The organism is Alistipes sp. AF14-19 (assembly GCF_003461645.1).
Lineage (GTDB): Bacteria > Bacteroidota > Bacteroidia > Bacteroidales > Rikenellaceae > Alistipes > Alistipes shahii.
Window position 1 is genome coordinate 351,601 of sequence record NZ_QTXM01000001.1, and the last position, 20,091, is coordinate 371,691.

Annotated in this window: 18 protein-coding genes and 1 riboswitch; of the genes, 3 read left to right on the forward strand and 15 right to left on the reverse strand. The window is 60.6% G+C overall.

The features are described 5' to 3' along the window. Positions 1-67: 67 nt before the first annotated feature. From DWW03_RS01520 to DWW03_RS01550, 7 genes are all read right to left on the reverse strand, one after another. Positions 68-1,348, reverse strand: a complete 1,281-nt coding sequence (locus tag DWW03_RS01520) for a sensor histidine kinase (RefSeq protein ID WP_022062014.1) — start codon at positions 1,346-1,348, stop codon at positions 68-70. Next, complete coding sequence (locus DWW03_RS01525) at positions 1,345-2,022, reverse strand: response regulator transcription factor (protein WP_022062015.1); 678 nt, start codon at positions 2,020-2,022, stop codon at positions 1,345-1,347. The genes DWW03_RS01520 and DWW03_RS01525 overlap by 4 nt, the downstream gene beginning before the upstream one ends. A gap of 148 nt (positions 2,023-2,170) precedes the next feature. After that, the gene (locus DWW03_RS01530) at positions 2,171-3,148 is read right to left on the reverse strand and encodes a glycosyl transferase family 90 (protein WP_022062016.1); all 978 of its coding nucleotides are present in this window, start codon (positions 3,146-3,148) and stop codon (positions 2,171-2,173) included. Positions 3,149-3,339: 191 nt separating this feature from the next. Next, positions 3,340-4,344, reverse strand: coding sequence for a beta-ketoacyl-ACP synthase III (locus DWW03_RS01535; RefSeq protein WP_022062017.1), 1,005 nt, complete (start codon positions 4,342-4,344; stop codon positions 3,340-3,342). 24 nt (positions 4,345-4,368) lie between these two features. Then, positions 4,369-5,316: a phosphate acyltransferase PlsX gene (gene plsX / locus DWW03_RS01540; RefSeq protein ID WP_083810235.1), complete on the reverse strand. Its 948-nt coding sequence runs from the start codon at positions 5,314-5,316 to the stop codon at positions 4,369-4,371. Between the two features lie 150 nt (positions 5,317-5,466). Then, positions 5,467-5,652 carry a 50S ribosomal protein L32 gene (gene rpmF, locus DWW03_RS01545; protein WP_010264557.1) on the reverse strand — a complete coding sequence of 62 codons (186 nt, stop codon included), beginning with the start codon at positions 5,650-5,652 and terminating at the stop codon, positions 5,467-5,469. 43 nt (positions 5,653-5,695) lie between these two features. Continuing rightward, positions 5,696-6,301, reverse strand: coding sequence for a YceD family protein (locus DWW03_RS01550; RefSeq protein ID WP_022062018.1), 606 nt, complete (start codon positions 6,299-6,301; stop codon positions 5,696-5,698). A gap of 201 nt (positions 6,302-6,502) precedes the next feature. Between DWW03_RS01550 and DWW03_RS01555 the strand changes: the two genes are divergently transcribed. Beyond that, positions 6,503-6,907, forward strand: coding sequence for a hypothetical protein (locus DWW03_RS01555; protein WP_022062019.1), 405 nt, complete (start codon positions 6,503-6,505; stop codon positions 6,905-6,907). Positions 6,908-6,989: 82 nt separating this feature from the next. Here DWW03_RS01555 and gap read toward each other — a convergent pair whose 3' ends face one another. The 4 genes from gap to DWW03_RS01575 all read right to left on the reverse strand — a co-directional run bounded on the left by gap (position 6,990) and on the right by DWW03_RS01575 (position 10,101). Then, on the reverse strand, positions 6,990-8,006 hold the full coding sequence (gene gap / locus DWW03_RS01560; protein ID WP_015547455.1) for a type I glyceraldehyde-3-phosphate dehydrogenase: 1,017 nt from the start codon (positions 8,004-8,006) through the stop codon (positions 6,990-6,992). A gap of 187 nt (positions 8,007-8,193) precedes the next feature. Further along, positions 8,194-8,949 carry an ABC transporter ATP-binding protein gene (locus tag DWW03_RS01565; protein ID WP_015547454.1) on the reverse strand — a complete coding sequence of 252 codons (756 nt, stop codon included), beginning with the start codon at positions 8,947-8,949 and terminating at the stop codon, positions 8,194-8,196. Beyond that, positions 8,946-9,689 (reverse strand): MlaE family ABC transporter permease, encoded by a 744-nt coding sequence (locus DWW03_RS01570; protein WP_022062020.1) that lies wholly within the window; start codon positions 9,687-9,689, stop codon positions 8,946-8,948. Before DWW03_RS01570 ends, DWW03_RS01565 begins: the two co-directional genes overlap by 4 nt. Position 9,690: 1 nt before the next feature. Next, entirely contained in the window at positions 9,691-10,101 is a 411-nt protein-coding gene (locus tag DWW03_RS01575; RefSeq protein WP_022062021.1) for a DUF4834 family protein, read from the reverse strand. Positions 10,102-10,206: 105 nt separating this feature from the next. Here DWW03_RS01575 and purB point away from each other — a divergent pair, with 105 nt between their 5' ends. Then, on the forward strand, positions 10,207-11,553 hold the full coding sequence (gene purB, locus DWW03_RS01580; RefSeq protein ID WP_022062022.1) for an adenylosuccinate lyase: 1,347 nt from the start codon (positions 10,207-10,209) through the stop codon (positions 11,551-11,553). Between the two features lie 69 nt (positions 11,554-11,622). On the opposite strand, the gene DWW03_RS01585 is transcribed toward purB, so the two are convergent. Together DWW03_RS01585 and DWW03_RS01590 are read right to left on the reverse strand one after the other, a co-directional pair. Then, a complete protein-coding gene (locus DWW03_RS01585; RefSeq protein WP_022062023.1) occupies positions 11,623-13,257 on the reverse strand; it encodes a PL29 family lyase N-terminal domain-containing protein in 1,635 nt (544 codons plus the stop codon). A gap of 247 nt (positions 13,258-13,504) precedes the next feature. Then, positions 13,505-13,706: riboswitch (cobalamin riboswitch) on the reverse strand. A 286-nt stretch (positions 13,707-13,992) separates the two neighbouring features. Continuing rightward, a complete protein-coding gene (locus tag DWW03_RS01590; RefSeq protein WP_022062024.1) occupies positions 13,993-14,754 on the reverse strand; it encodes a S1/P1 nuclease in 762 nt (253 codons plus the stop codon). A gap of 594 nt (positions 14,755-15,348) precedes the next feature. On the opposite strand from DWW03_RS01590, the gene DWW03_RS01595 reads away from it, so the two are divergent. Further along, positions 15,349-16,806, forward strand: a complete 1,458-nt coding sequence (locus DWW03_RS01595; protein WP_118406165.1) for an amino acid permease — start codon at positions 15,349-15,351, stop codon at positions 16,804-16,806. Here the strand turns inward: DWW03_RS01595 and DWW03_RS01600 are convergent. After that, a complete protein-coding gene (locus tag DWW03_RS01600; RefSeq protein WP_118406166.1) occupies positions 16,803-19,184 on the reverse strand; it encodes a TonB-dependent receptor in 2,382 nt (793 codons plus the stop codon). The two genes, DWW03_RS01595 and DWW03_RS01600, sit on opposite strands and share 4 nt — an antisense overlap. A 17-nt stretch (positions 19,185-19,201) precedes the next feature. After that, the gene (locus DWW03_RS01605) at positions 19,202-20,080 is read right to left on the reverse strand and encodes a bile acid:sodium symporter family protein (protein ID WP_118406167.1); all 879 of its coding nucleotides are present in this window, start codon (positions 20,078-20,080) and stop codon (positions 19,202-19,204) included. Positions 20,081-20,091: the final 11 nt, after the last annotated feature.

The window sequence follows — 20,091 nt, forward strand, 5'->3', positions numbered from 1 at the left end:
TTCGTACTGCAAAGTTGCGGCCCGAAACTGAAACGAATCTGAAAAAAGCGGATTTCCTGCATTTTTTTCACGCCGGGAAATCGACCGCGAAGCAATGCCGCCCCTCCTTATAAGAATAGGACACCTTCAACCCGTAGAGACGGCAGACTGCGTCGACCACGGCAAGGCCCAGCCCCGTAGAACCCTCCTTCTTCGTTCCCTGATAGAACCGGTCGAAGATACGCCCGGCGTCGAGCGGACCGCCCGCACCGCTGTTGCAGACCGTGAAGCGACGCGGAGCGACGCGCACCGTCACCTCGCCGCCCTCGTCGCCGTGAACGAATGCGTTTTTCAGCAGGTTGGCGACCACGCTCCCGGCCAGCGACGGATTCATCCGCGCCGTGAGCGGCCCCTCGTCCACGAGCGCAAAGCGCATGCTGCGGTAGGCGTAAATCTCCTCCATGTCCTCGGCCGTGCGGCGCACCAGTGCGTTCACGTCGACCTCTTCGGCCTCGGGGAACTGGCCGTTGTCGATCTTCGACAGCAGCAGCAGCGAACGGTTGAGCCGCACGAGGTAGTCCAGCGTCCGCTGCACCTTGGCGATCTCGCCCAACTGCTCCCCGGTGAGCGCATGCGCATCGTCGACCAGCATTTCCAACCGGTTGCGGCAGACCGCCAGCGGAGTCTGCATCTCGTGCGAGGCGTTGCCGATGAACTGTTTCTGCCGCTCGAACGACGACTCGGCCCGCTCGGCATAGCGGCGCGCGGCATCGTTGAGTTTCCGGAACTCCGTGACGGAGGTCTCGACGGCCAGCGGCGCATTCCGCGCCCCCACGGTGTAACCGTCGAGCCACCGCAGCAGGGCGTAGAGCGGCCGCATCGTGCGGTAGAGCACGATGACCGTGACCAGCAGGATCATCAGCAGCAGGAAGAGGTAGAGGCAGACCATCCACCGGAGGATCGACTCCCGGAGGTCGTCCTTCTCGATGGTCGGAGTCATCACCGTCAGTTCGCGCCATTGCCCCGCGCCGTCGCGGAACACCTTGCGCAGCACGCGGGCCGGCTCCTTGTCGTCGCGTTCGGGAATGAAAATCTCCTCGTCGGAATAGCGTTCGTGGTGCTGTGCGGCGGCATATTGGGGCGACACTTCGTGCAGGAAATAGCCGTTGTTGCCCTCGTCCGCCGGAACGGGAAGCTCCCGTCCGGCCAGAACCCGCTTGACGATCACTTCGGCACGAGCTTCGAGCGCGTCGTCCACCTCGTCGTTGATCTCGTCGATCAGCGTGAAGTAAAACAACACGGCCCATGCCGCCAGAAGCAGCGACAGCGCCCACGAAAGGTGCAGCAGGATGCGGTAAACCAGTTTCACGGCTGTACGAGTTTATAGCCGAAGCCGTAGACTGCGCGGATCTCGATGTCGGCGCCCGCATCGTGGAGCTTGCGGCGCAGGTTCTTCATCTGCGCATAGACGAAATCGAAATTGTCGGCCTGGTCGATATGGTCGCCCCAGACCCCTTCGGCCAGCGCGGTCTTGTCGACCGTGTGGTTGGGGCGGGACATGAAGTAGTGGAGGATGTCGTACTCCTTGCGCAGCAGCTCCACCTCGCGGCCCGCCACCTCGACCCGGCGGCTGTCGGGCCACAGGCGCACGTTGCCCGCGTCGAGGCTCTCGTAACCGCCGCGCTGGTGACGGCGCAGGACGCTGCGGATGCGGGCGCTCAATTCCGCCAGGTGGAACGGCTTGGGAAGGTAGTCGTCGGCGCCGAGTTCCAACCCCTCGATCTTGTCGTCGAGGGAATCGCGGGCCGAAATGATGATCACCGCAGCCGGGCTGCGACGCCTCTTCAGCTCTTCGAGCAGCCGCAGGCCGCTGCCGCCGGGCAGCATGATGTCCAGCAGGATGCAGTCGTAGTCGTATGCGGCGATCTTGTCGAGCGCCGCGGCGTAATCGGCGGCCTGCTCGACGACGTACTGCTCCCGGGTCAGCGTCCGGACCATGATCTCCCGCAGGGAGGGTTCGTCTTCAACAATGAGTATCTTCATAATACACTCCTTTTTCTCGTTTCTCGGGACAGGGGGAGGGGCGAAAATCCGGTCTTGAAACCCGCGGCCCGCCACCGCCCTCCGAAACCCGTCTTTCAGACGGGCGAAATTACGGCCCGAATCCGAAAGGAAACTGAAATGCCGGGAATCAGCGCTGCCCGGTGCGCCGGAAATAATTCTGCAAGACCAGCAGTGAAATGATCTTTTCGCGCCGGCGGTCGCGGAACTGCGCGACGTATTCGTGCGCATGCGCGATGATCGCCTCGGCCTCGTCCGGATGCTCGATGTAGTAGCGCATCCGCTCTTCGAGGTCGGAATAGTCGGGCCGGATCTCGACGTAGTGGTAACCGGGGATGAGCGTGCCCTCCATGAACCACGTCTCGTAGGTCGGACGGGGCATCACGGCCAGCGAGTTCGACGACATGATCCACTTGAGGTTCGTCGCCACGTCGTAGCCCTCGATCGCCAGAATGAACTTGTAGTTCAGGTGGTCGTACATCGAAATATGGGGTTTGGTCCACTCCGGGGGATATTCGGGACGGGGCGTCGAGATGCCGGCATCGCAGCACTCCGAACCGAAATACATGCGCATGAAACGTTCGCGGTGGGGACGCCGCGTGATCGCCAGCCGGAAAATCGCCTTGTCCGACTTCTTCCGGAACGGAATGTCGTCCCGCAGGAAGATGAAATGGCGGACCTTGTCGAGGTTCAGCAGCACCGAATTGGCGTTGTCGCCGCAGATCGGCCTGCTCTTGACGATCGACGGCACGTCGGGAACCGTCGTCACGTCCCCGGGAACGGTATTCCACAGCAGGCGGTCGCTGAACCAGCGGGTGAACTCGTAGGTATCGAAGAAATAGGCCGTCTTGACGCCCCGACGGAACTTGTGGTCGCCTAACGGACGCAGCCCTTCGCGGGGGGGGGTCGCAGGCGCAGGCGACAGTTTGTTGTAATAATCCGCCCGCCGACAGATGTACTCCCAGTCGGGGCGGCGTTCCGCCTCGGCGAGTACCCGGTCCAGACGGGACTGCAACAACCGTTTCGGCGTAAGGTAACGCGCGAAACTCCGCAGGAACCAAAACAGTTTGATCTGTTTGTTGTGAAAAATACGGTTCAGACGGTTCATCGGCAATGGGTTTAGCTCAACAAAGATACGAAAAAGTCGAATGGGTTGCAAAACAGAACCGTACAAGATTCCGTAAAACCGCCTACTGATATAAAAGGGGCGTTACGGCTCCAAAGATAAAAAAATTCCGCGAAAACGAACAAAAAAAGGCGGAAACATCGGTTTCCGCCTTTTGCCGGGGATCGCCCCGCTTATGCCTTCAGGCCGTCGTAGGCCCACTTCACATAGGTCGCACCCCAGGTATATCCGCCGCCGAAAGCCGACAGAATGAGGTTGTCGCCCTTGCGCAACTGGCTCTCGTAGTCGCAAAGACACGAAGGAATCGTGGCGGCCGTGGTATTACCGTTGCGGTCGATGTTGATCATGCACTTGTCCTGCGTGATGCCCATACGGCGCGCCGTGGCGTCGATGATGCGCAGGTTGGCCTGATGGGGAACCAGGAAACGGATATCCTCGCCCTTGAGGTTGTGACGCTCCATCATCTCCACCGAAACGTCGGACATCTTCGACACGGCAGCCTTGAACACGGCGTGGCCGTCCCACATGATCGTGTGCCAGTTGTTCTGCACGGTTTCGACCGAAGCCGGGTAGCGCGAACCGCCCGCCTTCATGTAGAGCTGCATCTCGCCCGAGCCGTCGGAATGCAGGATCGAATCCACGACTCCGAAACCTTCGGTATTGGCTTCCAGCAGCACGGCGGCGGCAGCGTCGCCGAAGAGCGGGCAGGTCGAACGGTCGGTATAGTCGACGATCGACGACATTTTGTCGGCGCCCACGACGATGACCTTCTTGCTCGTGCCGGCCTCGATGAACTTCGCGCCGGTGGTCAGGGCGAACAGGAAGCCGCTGCAAGCTGCCGAAACATCGAACGCAAAGGCGTTCTTGCAACCAGCCTGGTCGGCGATCAAGTTACCCGTCGAGGGGAAGAACATGTCGGGGGTCACCGTGGCGCAGATCACCACGTCGATCTCCATGGGGTCCACCCCCGTCTTATCCAACAAATTGATGACCGCACGGGCGCCCATGTAGGAGCTGCCGATACCCTCGCCCTTGAGGATATGGCGCGTCTTGATACCCGTATGCGACATGATCCACTCGTCGTTGGTGTCGACCATCCGGCTCAATTCGTCGTTGGTGAGGATATATTCCGGAAGGTACTGTCCCACACCCGTAATAGCTGCTGTTATCTTACCCATTAGCTTTGGCTTTTCGTGTTTTGGTTAATTTTGAAACGCACGTTGCAGTTTCGCTGTCAGATCGGCCTTGATGACCTGTTCGGTCGAAAGGATCATGCTCCGGATCGCCTGGGGCGAAGAGCATCCGTGACCGATGATAACGGGCGCGTTGACGCCCAGGACGGGTGTTCCGCCCACGTTTTCGTAATTCATGGCGTCCCAGAAGGCATTGCGGCAGCCCAAGGCCGTGTTGATGCGGTAGAGGCCCTCGGCCATTTTCAGCGCCGTGTTGCCGACGAATCCGTCGCAGACGATCACATCGGCGACCTTGCCCGAAAAGAGATAGGAACCCTCGACATTGCCCACGAAATTGATCCGGCTCTCCGCCTTCAGCAGTTCGTAGGTGGCTTTGGTCTGGGCGTTGCCCTTGGTCTCCTCCTCGCCGATGTTGAGCACCGCCACGCGCGGACGCTCGATGCCCAGCACCGCCTCGGCGTAAATCGAGCCGATCAGGCCGTACTGCGCCAGCACCTCGGGCTTGCAGTCCACATTCAGGCCCACGTCCAGCAGCAGCGCAGGACGCCCTGCGATGGTGGGAACGATGGATGAAATCGTGGGACGCACGACACCCTCGATCGGTTTGACGGCATACATCGAACCGACCATCATGGCGCCGGTCGAACCTGCGCTCGCAAAACCGTCGACAGCTCCCTTGGCCAGGTAGCCAAACCCGACCGTGATGCTCGAATCCGCCTTGGCCTGGAAAGCCTTGGCCGGATGGTCGCCCATCTCGATCACCTCGGTGGTCGCTACGATTCCGAACCGCTCGGCGGGACATCCCTCCGAAGCGAGCACGGACTTAATTTTCTCTTCGTCGCCGAACAGCACGATACGGCTGTCCGACCCGATCGCATCGAGCGCCATGACGGCTCCCTTGACAGCCGCTTCGGGTGCATAATCGCCGCCCATGGCATCTACGCCAATCTTTATCATACTCGTACGAGTGTTGGTTGATATCCTGTCCCGCTCCCGACCCGCCCCCGGAAAACATGCACGACCGGGGATTCAGGCAGCCGGAAGGGAACCTTCATAAATTAAAAAAGAGGCACTCCCCGCGGGGATGCACTCTTTTGAGCGCCGGAATTATTCGGCAGCTTTCTTCTCGATGGCGAGCTTTCCGCGATAGAAGCCGCACTCGGGGCATACACGGTGATAGAGCACCGCTGCGCCGCAGTTCGAGCAGGTAACCACCGTCGGAACGGTAGCCTTGTAGTTGGTTCTGCGCTTATCGCGTCGCGTCGACGAGACTTTGTGTTTAGGATGTGCCATTTTTAAATATAATTTATAAGTTTAAACGTATCTTTATCCGTGTTTATTTCGCGCCGCCGGGTTCTTCGCCGCCTTCGCCTTCTTCGCCGTCCGCGCCTTCGGCCTCCATCCGCTCGCGCAGGGCGGCCAGCTTGGCCCATTCGCCCCCGCCGCGCTCCCCGGCGCCTTCGGCCGCAGCCTCGATCGACGCGAACTCCCGGTCGGAAACGATCCGGAAGCGTTCGAGCATCTCTGGGTTGCACTCCCCCTCGGGATGCACCCGCTGGTAGGGCAGCGACAGCACGATGCTTTCGTAGATGTACTGCGCAAGTTCCACGCGGTCCTCGCCCGGCAGCATCCACATCACCTCGCCGTCGTATTCGTGCACCTCGTCGGAGAATTTCACCACCAGCTGCCCCTCGAAATCAATGGGCACACGGCAGTCCTCCAGGCATCGGTCGCATTCGACGACGACATGACCCGTGATCCCGACATCGAGCGTGAGCTGCTTCTCCGAGCGGTCCACACCGACCGAGACCTCACACCGTCCGTCCTTGATCTCCGTGCTTTCGAAGGCTTCGAACAACGCCTTGTCGACCTCGAAACGGAAGTCGTGACGACCGTTTTTCAGCCCTTTCCAGGCAATCGAATATCGTTGAGCTACCTCCATTTACGCACATTTAGTGCGCAAAGTTACGAAAAAATAAGACATTTGCAAAGAAAACCGCGAGTTTTAGCACTCCCGGCCCGGCGGGGCGCAAATAAATTTGGCGTTGCACGACAGTTGTATTATTTTTACGGAAAAATAGTCCGCGCACGGACCGCCGAACCGATCCGGCGCTGCATCCGGCCCGCGCGGCCCCGACAGAACATGGACGAAAAAGGATTTACAATCGAAGTCACGAGCCGCTACGAAGGGTGGTGGCGGTACAATGCGGCGCTGATGTGCGGCTGTTTCGACGCCGCCGGCCGGCGCATCGGATTCGCCTCGTCGGCATCGACCGTGGCCGACGTCGGCTCGAACCTTGCCGAACGCCCCGCAGACATCGCCGCTGACCGCACGGCCGCGCTGCAAACCATGCCGTGCGACCACCTCGTGCTCTACCTATATATAATTCCCCACACGCTGCCCGCGGACAACGAAATCGACGCGACCAGGCCCTTCGGGATCGAGGTGAGGATCTCCTATGCCGGACGCCGCCTGCGCACCGAAAAGCGGGAGATCAACCAATGGTCGGGCGCCTCGGTCGAAATGCGGGTCGATTCGAAAAAATAGGCTCCCGACCGACCCGGAAGCCGATATAAAGAAAAGAGGAAACCATCGCTGGTTCCCTCTTTTTCTATCGGATGGCTTACGACTATTTGTTGTTGTAAGCGGCCATCTTCTCGATCAGCATGAGGACCTTGTTCGAGTAGCCCCACTCGTTGTCGTACCACGAAACGACCTTCACGAAGGTGTCCGTCAGCGCGATACCGGCAGCCTTGTCGAAGATCGACGTGCGGGCGTCGCCCAGGAAGTCCGACGAAACGACAGCCTCCTCGGTGTAACCCAGGATGCCCTTCAGTTCGCCTTCCGAAGCCTCCTTCATGGCAGCGCAGATCTCGTCGTACTTGGCGGGCTTGGCCAGGTTTACGGTCAGGTCGACAACCGAAACGTCGAGGGTCGGAACACGCATCGACATACCGGTCAGCTTACCGTTCAGCTCGGGAATCACCTTGCCTACGGCCTTTGCAGCGCCGGTCGACGAGGGAATGATGTTGCCCGAAGCGGCACGGCCGCCGCGCCAGTCCTTCATCGAGGGACCGTCGACAGTCTTCTGCGTTGCGGTGGTCGAGTGAACGGTGGTCATCAGACCGTCGGTGATGCCGAACTTGTCGTGCAGAACCTTGGCGATGGGGGCAAGGCAGTTGGTGGTGCACGATGCGTTCGAAACGATCGTCTGGCCCTTGTAGGTATCGGTGTTCACGCCGCATACGAACATCGGGGTGTCGTCCTTCGAGGGAGCCGACATAACGACGTACTTGGCGCCGGCTGCGATATGAGCCTCGGCCTTCTCCTTGGTGAGGAACAGACCCGTCGACTCTACCACGTACTCGGCGTTAACCTCGTTCCACTTCAGGTTTGCGGGGTCCTTCTCGGCGGTTACGCGGATAGCCTTGCCGTTTACGATCAGCTGGCTCTTCTCCACGTTGAAATCCACCGTACCGTCGAAACGGCCGTGCATCGTGTCGTACTTCAGCATGTAAGCCATGTAGTCCACGGGAACCAGGTCGTTGATGCCCACCACTTCGATGTTGTCGTTCGTGCAAGCGGCACGGAACACCAGACGGCCGATACGACCGAAGCCGTTGATACCGATTTTAATAGTTGCCATAATAATTTGAATTATTTGTTAATAAAAAATTGCGTTATTTTTTTAACAGCACAAAAGTACATACTTTATATAATTTACGCAAATAAAAAATTAAATTTTTTTACGAACCGCGGACGCATCCGTTTCCCGGCACGCACCCGTCCGCCGGAAACCTCCGCCGTCTTCAGGCGCACAACACCGCGGAAGCCTACTGCGCAGCCAGTTTGGCCCGTTTGGCCATGGCCGAGGCGAAGACGAAATCGTTCAGCTCGCGGTTGTCCGCATGCAGGATGTCGTCCTTCGTCCCCTCCCACCACTTACGGCCGTCGTGGATGTATACAATTTTCTCGCCGATCTCCATCACGGAGTTCATGTCGTGGGTGTTGATGATCGTCGTGATGCCGTACTCCTGGGTGATCTCGTGGATCAGGTTGTCGATGACGATCGAGGTCTGCGGGTCGAGTCCCGAGTTGGGTTCGTCGCAAAACAGGTAGCGGGGATTCATCACGATAGCCCGGGCGATGGCCACGCGCTTGATCATGCCGCCCGACAGTTCGGCCGGATAGAGTTCGTTGGCCCCGTCGAGCCGCACGCGCTGGAGGCAGAAATTCACGCGCTCCATCTTCTCCCGCTCGCTCTGCGAGGTGAAGAGGTCGAGCGGCAGCTTGACGTTCTCCACGACGGTCGAGGAGTCCAGCAGCGCCCCGCCCTGAAAGATCATGCCGATGTCCTTGCGGATACTTTTGCGTTCCCGGAAACCGAGTTTCGAAAAGTTCACCTCGTCGTACCACACGTCGCCCGAATCGGGTTCGTGCAGGCCCACCAGCGTCTTGAGCAGCACGGTCTTTCCCGAGCCGCTGCGGCCGATGATGAGGTTCGTTTTTCCGGTCTCGAATTCGACCGAGATGTCGTCGAGCACCACCCGGCCGTCAAACGACTTGACGATATGTTCGGCGCGTATCATATAAGCAGGACTTGTGTCAGGATCAGGTCGAAAAGCAGAATCACCACGCAGCTGGCCACCACGGCGCGCGTCGAAGCCGCGCCGACCTCCAGCGAGTTGCCCCGGGCGTTGTAGCCGTAGAAGGCCGAAATCGAGGTGATGATGTAGGCGAAGAAGACGGTCTTGATCAGCGTGTAGGTGATCGAATAGGGCTTGAAATCCATCAGCAGGCCGTCGACATAGTCGGCGGGGATCATAATGCCCGTCGCGGCGGCGATGAGGTATCCGCCCAGAATGCCGATCAGGATCGAGAGGATCGTCAGAAAGGGGAAGAAGACCATCGCGGCGACGATCTTCGGGAGGATGAGGTACGAGGCGGAGTTGACGCCCATGATTTCGAGCGCGTCGATCTGTTCGGTGATGCGCATGGTTCCGATCTCCGAGGCGATCGACGACCCGACCTTTCCGGCGAGAATCAGCGCCACGACCGCCGACGAAAACTCCAGGATCATCGTCTCGCGCGTGGCGTAACCCACCAGCGAGCGGGGAATGAACGGCGAATCGAGGTTGATGCACATCTGCAACGTGATGACCGCGCCGATGAAGACCGAGATGATGGCCGTCAGGCCGATCGAGTTGACACCGAGCGACTCCATTTCGAAAATGATTCGCCGGCGGTAGATGGCGGCCTTCTCCGGACGGGAAAAGACCTTTCCCATCAGCATGAAATAGCGCCCTATGAGTTCGAAAATCTTCAACATGCTACTGCTTTTCCTCTTCGAAATCGACGTAGTCGCCCACATCCTTCGACACGCGCTTCTCGGGCATTCCCGGGGTTTTGTGCACCTTCACCTCGCCTTCGCGCTCCTTGCGCGGCTGCTCTGCAAAGGGCGAGCCGAAACCGCCGAATCCCTTCGGTCCGGACTGCTGTCCGAAGCCTTCGCCGAACTGCTGCTCCATCTGCTTGCGGACCTTGTAGATCCGCCAGCGGAAAGCCAGCATCAGCACGACGACCAAAATAACAAGTCCCATAAGAAAATACAAGATAAACAGCGCGATGCCCTTGAGCAGCGCGGGGGCGCCGAGCGCCAGTATGACGATAAGGAGCATCGTCAGCGGATTGCGCTGCACGAAGCCCGCCAGGGAGTCGATGATTGCCAATATGAAATTCATTCCGATTTCGGTTTACATCTCCACAAAGGTATGGAAAATTATGCGTATTTCAATTAAATGTCGTAAATTTGGCGTCTGGAAACGAAAAACAAATCACAATCCCATATGTTAACTCCCCTCACCGCCATCTCGCCCGTCGACGGGCGTTACCGTAATAAAACGGAGAAATTAGCCGATTATTTTTCGGAGCAGGCCCTCATCCGCTACCGCATCCGCGTCGAAGTGGAATACTTCATCGCCTTGTGCGAACTGCCGCTGCCGCAGCTGACCGGCATCGACCGCTCGAAGTTCGCCGCCCTGCGCGCGCTCTACCTCGATTTCTCGGACGCCGATGCCCGGCGCGTGAAGGAGATCGAGTCGGTGACCAACCACGACGTAAAGGCCATCGAGTACATCATCAAGGAGAAAATGGACACCCTCGGGCTGGAGGCCTATAAGGAGTTCGTGCATTTCGGCCTCACGTCGCAGGACATCAACAACACGGCCATTCCGCTCTCGCTCCGGGAGGCGATGACGGGCGTCTACTACCCCGTCGTCGAGGAGGTCCGCGACGCTTTGGCGTCGTTCGCCGAGCAGTGGCGCGAGGTTCCGATGCTGGCGCGCACGCACGGGCAGCCCGCCTCGCCGACCTCGCTGGGCAAAGAGTTTTCGGTATTCGTCGAGCGGCTCGAAAAGCAGTTGTTCATGCTCCACGACATCGCCGTTCCGGCCAAGTTCGGCGGCGCCACGGGCAACTTCAACGCCCACCGCGCAGCCTACCCCGAAATCGACTGGGTGGCTTTTGCCAACCGATTCGTGAACGAGACGCTGGGGCTGTGCCGTTCGCAGTACACCACGCAGATCGAGCACTACGACAACCTGGCGGCGATCTTCGACAACATGAAGCGCATCGACACCATTCTCATCGACCTCTCGCGCGACATGTGGACCTATATTTCGATGGAGTACTTCAAACAGCAGATCAAGGCCGGGGAGGTCGGATCGAGCGCCATGCCCCACAAGGTCAACCCCATCGACTTCGAGAACGCCGAGGGCAACTTCGGCATCGCCAACGCTGTTTTCGAGCACCTCGCCTCGAAGCTGCCCGTCTCGCGCCTCCAGCGCGATTTGACCGACTCGACCGTGCTGCGCAACATCGGCGTGCCGATGGCCCACGCGGTGATCGCCCTGCAATCGCTGCTCAAGGGGCTGAACAAGGTGATCCTCAACCCCGAGGCGCTGGCGCGCGACCTGGAGAACAACTGGGCCGTGGTGGCCGAGGGCATCCAGACCATCCTGCGCCGCGAGGGTTTCCCGAAGCCCTACGAGGCGTTGAAGGCCCTGACGCGGACCAACGCCCACATCACCCGCGAGTCGATCGCGGCATTCATCGAAACGCTCGACGTCGCCGAATCAGTCAAGGAGGAGCTGCGCGCCCTCTCGCCCTCGACCTACACGGGCGTGTTCCGGTAGGCCGGAACCGGCATCGAAAACAAAGGCAGGACCCGAAAGCGTCCTGCCTTTATTCGTCCCGACGGACCGTCACTCCTTGCAGCAACGCACCGTATAGCCGTAAGACCGGTTCATGTCCAGTTCATTATTGATCGAACCGCTGCTCGACAGTTTGCTGCGGAAGAAGAGGTAATAGGATTTGACCGAAGAGGTTTCCGCCGACCAGTAAGCGCCCGAACCGCCGGTCGAGCTGCGCAGCCCCACGATGGCGCCCGAACTGTAATTGCGATAGCCCTGCGCCGGATACCAGGCCGTCTGTCCCCCGTGGGTATAGGTCATACCGTAGTTCGTTCCGTCCCATACCGAAACGCCGTCGATGTACTGACGTCCCGAAATCAGATCCTCCCATGCACCGGTTCCAGGAACCCTGTACCCCGGCGGGCAAGGGTCGTTGAGCGTTTTGGCCTCACCCCACAATGTCGCGTTCGGCGACGCAAGCCAGTTATAGCCGGTTCCGACCTTATCGTTGTAGAACGTCATGGGATTGGCGGCAGCCCCGTCGGTCGTCGTCGCACTCTTGCTGAAAGCCCAGTCCAGCGCCGGATAAGCGGGATTCACCACCGTGCCGTTCTTTGCTTCGAGGAACGCATTGGCCGAAGTTTCCGTTTTCTCGCCCCCGTAGAACGGGTCCTTGCGCCCCCACTGGTAATACATGCCGTAAGCGTCCGTACCGCCTGCGGTCGTACCTGCGGCGCCCAGGTTGCGGTCCATGAAGACCGTCCCGTTCCCGTAGGTCATCGTCTGCGGAGCGTCGGTCACCCAGACATGCCAGCTCCAGACGACCTTTCCGTCCTGCATCAGGGCGACCAGCGCGTTGCCCCTGCCTTCGCCGACCGTGAGGAAAATATCGCCGGAGGTCGTGTCGAGGGCGACTCCCGAAACGAGTCCTTCGGAGTCGGTCCACAGCCAGTCGGCCGTCATGCCGTCCGCCATCTCGATCGCCGGCTCGAATCCGACCCCTTCGCCGGCTCCGTTTCCGCGTACCCGGGCATTGAAAACATACGTTCCGGGCGCCGAAACCACATAGCAGTTGGCCGTCCCCGCAACGCTCAAGTCGTTGACCTGCGCCGCCGAAAGAGTCCCGCCGTCCGTCAGCGCGATTTCCACCCGGCCGTTTCCGGCCTTTACCGACCGAAACAACTCCACCTGCTCGTCGCCCGTGGCTTCGACCGGATTTCCGGAGCCGTCCTCGATCTGCCACGGCGTCACGGCGGCGTCCGTCGTCACGGTCCAGAAACCTTTATCATCGCGCCCCACGACGGGGACAGGCCCCGAAACAGGCATTTTCGCTCCGGCGGCATCTTTCAGCCAGGGAATATCCTTTTCCGCGGCGAGTGTCCAGTAATACGCATCCCCATCGACCGCAATGCCGATCAGCGGCGCTTCCGCCGCCGCATTGCAGGCTACCGTCACTTCGGTCCCGTCGCAGAACGTAAGGCGCACGCCGTCCTCCGTCTCGGCCAGCGACCGCACTTCCGACTGCGACACGGCTCCGGCCAGCGTCTTCAGCGAGACCAGGCCCGCATTCAGGTCTTCGATCTTTTGCAACAGTTCGGCCGAGGGGGGGGGAACAGGTTTGTCTCCATCCGGGTCCGAAGCCCCGGATTCGCTCTTGCAGCCGCCGAGAAGCAGCGCCCAGGAGCAGATCACAAATAATTTTTTCATCATACCTTGTTTTTTAGTTAATGGTTCCATCTGTTCCGTCCGTAAGGGACAGACTTCACGGAGAATACCGCGCAGGCAAAAACAGGCATGACGACCCGGCAAAGCATGGCGACGACTTCCTCATCCAACCGTAAAAAAGTCTGTCCGAAGAGGTTCGCAGCAACAGGAAAAAGAGGGCCGAAGCAAATAAGGACGCACGGAAAAACCGCCGGCGACGACTTCAGGCGCTCCCTTTCTCCGCAGGAGCAAACACCCTATCGCGCAAGGCAGGTCTTCTGACTTGTCCCCCGAGGCGGCGCCTTCCCGGTCCCGGAGGACCAGTGGCTCAAGAATGCCGCAACGAAAAAGCCCTTGCGGGCGGGACTCACAGCAGCGGGAACTGTTGCCGATTCACACGGCATTCCCTTTTAATTCCCCTCCACGGGGAAACCATTGCACGGCAAAGGTACACTTTTATCGGCAGGAAGCAAGCGATCCGGCGGAATATTTCCGCGAAACGCGCCCCGCCGCTCTGCGCAGCGGACCGTTCCGACCACGATGCGTCCCTTTTCCGGCAGACGGCGGCGCGACTTTGGCACGCGCTTTGTACTTATTTCAGTCAACTGCGGCACAGCAACCGCAGTGAGGTTTCTTCATTTATTTAAGTTTGGGTTAGTAGTTTTAGGAGGGCAACCTCCTGGGGGCAGCAGGCAATCGTGAGATTCCCTGCTGTTTTTTTATCCCCGGAGGGCATCACTAACCGAACAGGTCGTTGAGCACGGCGGCCAGACGATACGACGCCAGGATCAGCTGGCGTTCGGGCAGCAGGTAAGTGTCCGTCACGAACTGCTTGCCGTAGGTCCCGTCGGCCCGCTGCCAGTCGTAGATCACCCGGCAGGCGACGGCCGTTTCGTACAGCCATTCGCGGGGCGTACCCTTGGCCATCCCGGCCTTCTCGCGTTTGGAGAAGGTGTCCAGCAGCAGCCGGTACTCGCTGTAACTCCAGCCGTGGGCGCCGTCCAGCACGCCCCAGTCCCACATCGCATGGTAGGACATCTTTTTCCCGTTGAGGTCCGCACGGCCGCTCTTGCAACCGGGGTACTTGACATGCGAAGGGCAGTGCATGTCGCCCACGATGTGAATGACATACATTAGGTTCAACCGCACGAGCGAGTCGCTCATGTTCCGGTAGTCCTTCAGCCGGTCGATGGCGTGCATCAGCTCCACGACACAGTTGGTTTTTCCCTTGCGCAGCGTGTCGACCAGCTGCATGTCGGCATCCACGTAGCTCACGTGCTCGACATTGCGGAATTCGGGGGTGTCGCGGTACTTGTCCATCCACGAAGCGTAGTAAACGATCGAATGGTCGAGGTAGCGGGCGATGTTCCTCTTCGCCCGGGGCGTCAGGTTGCACTCGGCGATGTAGGCGATGGCATCGTGACGCGTGCGGTCCCATGCCTGCGACGGCAGCGCCGCGCAGAGCATAAGGCCCAACAAAAACAGTTTCAGGTTCTTCATTGTCTTTCAAATTAACGGGTTAACGATTCGGCGCGGAAGTTATCGAACGGCACGCGGTTCTTGCTTTTGACCGCCGGGGCGAACACCACGCGGGTCGTAGCATCGGCTCCCGCAACGGCGAAGGCTGCAAATTTTCCTTTAAAGGCACTATCATCAGGCATATGCCACAAATAAAACAATAAAAAGAAATAAAACCAAAATTATTCCGGTGAAAATTCCACGACAAGACCCGATAATCGGCCAAACGGTCCCCGGCGGACGGCGATTGCAGGTTCGGCACGCGCTTTGTACTTATTCCGGTCAGCTGCGGCACAGCAACCGCAGTGAGGTTTCTTCATTTATTTAAGTTTGGGTTAGTAGTTTTAGGAGGGCGACCTCCGGGGACAGCAGGCAATCGCGAGATTCCCTGCTGTTTTTGCGTCCGCATGCCGGGCGCGCCGTTCCCGCGTGCGCAGGGTACGAAAAAGCCGCCCGGTGTTCCGATCGGTTCTTTGCAACGCTCCGGCTGCCGATTTCACGGGGCGGCAATGCGCTCCGGCACGAAAACTGTGCGGCGGACGACGAGGGAAAACAGCAAAATCCAACCTACCCACCATGGCAAAACGTAAAAATATCACCACGACGCAGCTGGCGCTGATGACCGCTGCGGCCGTCATCAGCCTGCGCGGGCTCCCGATGATGGCCCAGGAGGAACTGACGATGTTCTTCTACATTTTCTTCGCGACGTTCCTCTTCCTGATTCCCGCAGCCCTCGTTGGCGCCGAACTGGGCAGCGCCTTCGCCGACCGCGGCGGCGGCGTCTACACCTGGGTCAAGGAGGCTTTCAACCGCCACCTGGGCTTCTCGGCGATCTTCCTGCAATGGATTCAGAACGTCGTCTGGTATCCCACCGTACTGGGATTCGCCGCCGCGTCGATCGCCTACATGATCGGCGTTCCGGCTCTGGCGCAGAACGGGCTGTACGTCGGGTTGTTCTCGATTGCGATGTACTGGTGCGCGACGCTGGTGACCCTGCGCGGCACGTCGGCCATCTCGGGCATCACCTCGAAGGGATTTCTGATCGGCACGGTGCTCCCGGGCGTCGTCGTGATCGTGATGGCGGTCATCTGGATGGCCGGCGGCAACGAAATCGCCCTGAAGGAGATTCCGGCCGGCGTCTCGCAGATCGTCAACGTCGACGCCGCGCAGCACGTCCACCCGCGTCTCTTCCCCCACATCACGGGCATGAGCGACATCGCGTTCCTGGCGGGCATCCTGCTGCTGTTCGCCGGCGTGGAGGTGCACGCCGTGCACGCTCCGGAACTGGCCAAACCCCAGACGCAGTTCCCACGGGCGATGTTCCTCGCGGCGCTGATCTCGTTCGGACTGTTCACGCTGGGCGCGCTGGCCGTGGCCATCATCACCCCCTACGACCAGATCAACCTCCAGTCGGGGCTGTTCACCACCTTCCAGATCGCTTTCGAACGTTACCACGTGGGATGGCTCTCGAACGTCATGGGACTGCTCGTGGCCTTCGGTGCGCTGGCGGGCGTGATGTCGTGGATTTCGGGCCCCAGCCGCGGCCTGCTGTGGACGGCCAGGGACGGTGCTCTGCCCTGCTTCCTCCAGAAGACCAACAAGAACGGCGTGCAGCTCAACATACTGATTATCCAGGGCTGCATCGTGACGCTCCTCTCGTCGCTTTACATCGTGATGGACGACGTCAGCGTGGCGTTCTTCCTGTTGAGCGCCCTGACCGTGGGACTGTATCTGATCATGTACATGATGATGTACGCCGCAGGAATCCGCCTGCGCTACACGCAGCCCAAGCTTATCCGCAGCTACCGCGTGCCGGGCGGAAACACGGGCATGTGGCTGATCGGAGGCGTGGGGTTCCTCGCCGTGCTGTTCTCGTTCATCGTCACCTTCTTCCCGCCTTCGCAGCTGCCCGTGGGCAGTCCGGCGACGTACACGTGGCTGGTGGTGACCGGCACGGCGGTCTTCCTCGCGATCCCCTTCATCATCAGTTTCTCAATGGACAAACGGAACGCCCGGCGGACGCCGGAGGCTTAAAACTCGACCGTCAGGCCCAGCGTCGGGAGCAGCGTGCCGCTCACCTGTTCGAGGTATTTCATGCGGTAACGCCGCTCCGACGCCGGAGCCGAGGGATTTTCGATCTCCCCCGTGGACATCAGCACGTCGGGCTGGCGCAAACGACCGCCCGCAACGTTTTGCAGGTCGATGTAGACGCCCAGCATGCAGCGGCGGAAGTAGAACACCTTGTCGACGCGCACGTCCAGCTGGGCGAAGGCGTCGAGCCGCCCGGCGTTGTATTTCGAATAGTCGTAGTAGGGCCGTCCCTGCGCATCCCACGCCTCGACGAGCGACGAACGCTCCACGTCGTAGGGCGTGTAGGGCGCACCGCCCACGGCGCTCAACTTCGCACCGAAGCTCCAGTGGCGCGGCAGGTCGTAGGTTCCGCTGACGTTGACCACGAAACGGTTGTCCCACGCCGAGGCGATCCACGGGGCCTGCCGGTCGTTGCGGTACTCCGAGCGGAACACGGTCACCGACCCCACGACGTTCACTCGCCCCGGAATCTGCCAGCGGGCCATCGCCTCGACGCCGTAGGCGCGCCCCTGCGCCGAGGAGACCAGCTTCTCGTTGCCCACCACGCCGTAATCGTTGCCCTTGCACGAGAGCGGAATCCCGTCCGCCACCGACAGCGGCACATCTCCGTAGCGTTTGTAAAATCCCTCGACCGAGACGATCAGCCGGTCGCGCAGCCGCCAGTCGACACCCGCGCTGAAGACCCCGACGCGCATGTAATCGAGCGATCGGTTGACCAGCGCGTCCTCCTCCTTGAATCCCAACGCCGTGTAGGGCGGCAGCTGGCAGTAAAGTCCCGCGCTGCCGCTCACCGACCAGCCGGGACCTACCGCATAGGAGACCGAGGCCCGGGGCGACAGCTGACGCCACACCCGCGCCATACGTCCCGAGTAGTCGCACCCGTCGGCGCGCAGGCCCGCCGAGGCGGTGAACCGCTTGTCGGCCGAGGCGTATTCGGCCCCGGCGAACAGCCCCCAGCCGACGATTCCCAGCCGGGTCCGGTAGTCCGACAACTGCGTCCTGTCGGTATAGAGCCGTTGCAGCGTGCGGTTCGTGTAGTCGGAATAATTCACCTCGACGCCCTCGCGGACGGTCCAGCGGCCCAGATAGGTGCGGTTCTCGGCCCGGAGCGTGGTCTTCTGCTCCACGGAGCGCAGCCGGAGCGTCAGGTTGTCCTCCGACGAATCATCGTTGCGCAGGTATTTCAGGTTGCGGTTGTTCAGGTAGTTGTGGCTCAAGGTCACGGTCTGCACGTGGCGGCCCGCATAGTGACGCCACGAAGCCCCCACCGTGAAGGTCTCCTGCCGGATACGGGGCAGGTAGCTCAACAGGTATTCGGCGTCCTCCCCCTTCTCGTCGACGTTGAGACGCATGTTGTCGAATCCCGCAAGGGCCAGCACCGTCAGCTCGTCGCGCTCCGAAAGGCGTGTCTTGACTTTCGCCTGCCCGTCGATGTAGTTGGGCAGGAAGGGCAGCCCCAGCAGTTTGAACAGCAGTTGCAGGTAGGACTGGCGGATGGAAAACAGATAAGTCGTCTTGCCGCCGATGTGCCCGCTGCCGCTCAACCCCACTTCCGAGGCGCCCAACGTCGCTTTGAAGGTCTGCTTTTCGGCATTGCCGTCACGGAGCCTGAAGTCCAGCACGGAACTCAACGCCCCGGCCCGGTCGGCGGGAAAGGCTCCCGTATAAAAACTGATTTCGCGCACGAGGTCGGCGTTGACGATGCTCACCGGACCGCCCGTCGCCCCCTGCGTGGCGAAATGGTTGATGTTCGGGATTTCGATCCCGTCCATGTAGAACTTGTTCTCCGCAGGCCCGCCGCCGCGCACGATCAAATCGTTGCGATACCCCACGGGCGAGAAGGCCACGCCGGGATACGAGCGCACGATGCGCGACACGTCGCGGTTCGAGCCGGGGCTTTTCTCGATCTCCCGCAGGCCGATCACCTTCAAACTTACGGGACTCTCCGCCGTGACGCGGAACGGCGACGGACGGACCGTCACGGCCTCCAGCTGCGCGGCATCCTCCTCCAGCTCGACTTCGATAAAGGGCGTGGCGGCCGAGACCATGTATTCGGGCGTCGTGAGGCTCTTGTAGCCCACCGACGAGACCGCCAGCCGCCAGATGCCCGGCTTCACGCGCTCGATGCGGAACCTCCCCAGCGAGTCGGTCGAGGCTCCCTTCTGCTCCTGCCCGGCCAGCACCACGGCGGCATAGGCCACGGGGCGGCGGCTCAAACGGTCGATCACCCGCCCGCTGACGGGATAGGTCCCGCCCTGCGCCCGCACGGCAAACGCCGCGGCCAGGCCGAAAAACAAAACAGCGACTTTCAGGAATTTCATACGGCAAAAATACTCGGTCAGGCGCCTTCCGACGCCGTTTCATCGGTACATTTCGGCAGCAGTTTCAGGTACGAGAGCAGAACCACGTTCATCACGAGGGCGTAGACGATGGCCGGGACGGCCATTTCGCCGCTGTCGAAGATCAGCGGCGAGGTGGCGACGGCGATCGCCTGCGCAGCGTTCTGCATCCCGACCTCGATGACGATCGTGCGGCGCACCGCCCGCCGGAGCCGGAACAGGCGGGCCAGCAGCGATCCGCCCGCCATCGCCAGCAGGATCAGCGCACCCGCGGCCAGACCCAGCACGCCGAGATTCTCCAGAATCGTCGAGGCGTACTGCACGAAAAAGACCGCCGCCAGCAGCATCAGGGCCGGGAAGGCCACACGCCCCAGCAGCTCGTGCACACGCCGTGCCGCCCGGGGCCGCCAATGCCTGAAAAGCGCCCCGCAGAGCATCGGCAGGAACAGCAGGACGATGTTCTGCACCAGCAGTTTCCCGACCGGAAGTTCGATGGCCGCACCGGCATGCACCGCGACGAAACGCGCGGCGAAACCCATCACCAGCGGAATCGTGAAGAGCGTGATGAGGCTGCTCAAAGCGGTCAGCGTCACCGAAAGGGCCACGTCGCCCTTGGCCAGCATCGAAAAGACGTTCGACGAACTGCCTCCCGGACAGCAGGCGACGAGCAACAGTCCCAGAAAATAGACGGGCGGCAGGCGGAAGGCCAGCCCCACGCCGAAGGCGATGAACGGCAGCAGCGCCAATTGGCCCAGCAGCCCCGCGACAACGGCCGCCGGACGGCGGGCCACACCGGCGAAGGCCTGCCGGTCGAGTTCGATGCCGAGCTGAAACATCAGCGCGATCAATACAGGCAGTACGATCCAGACGGTATTCATAAGCGATGTAA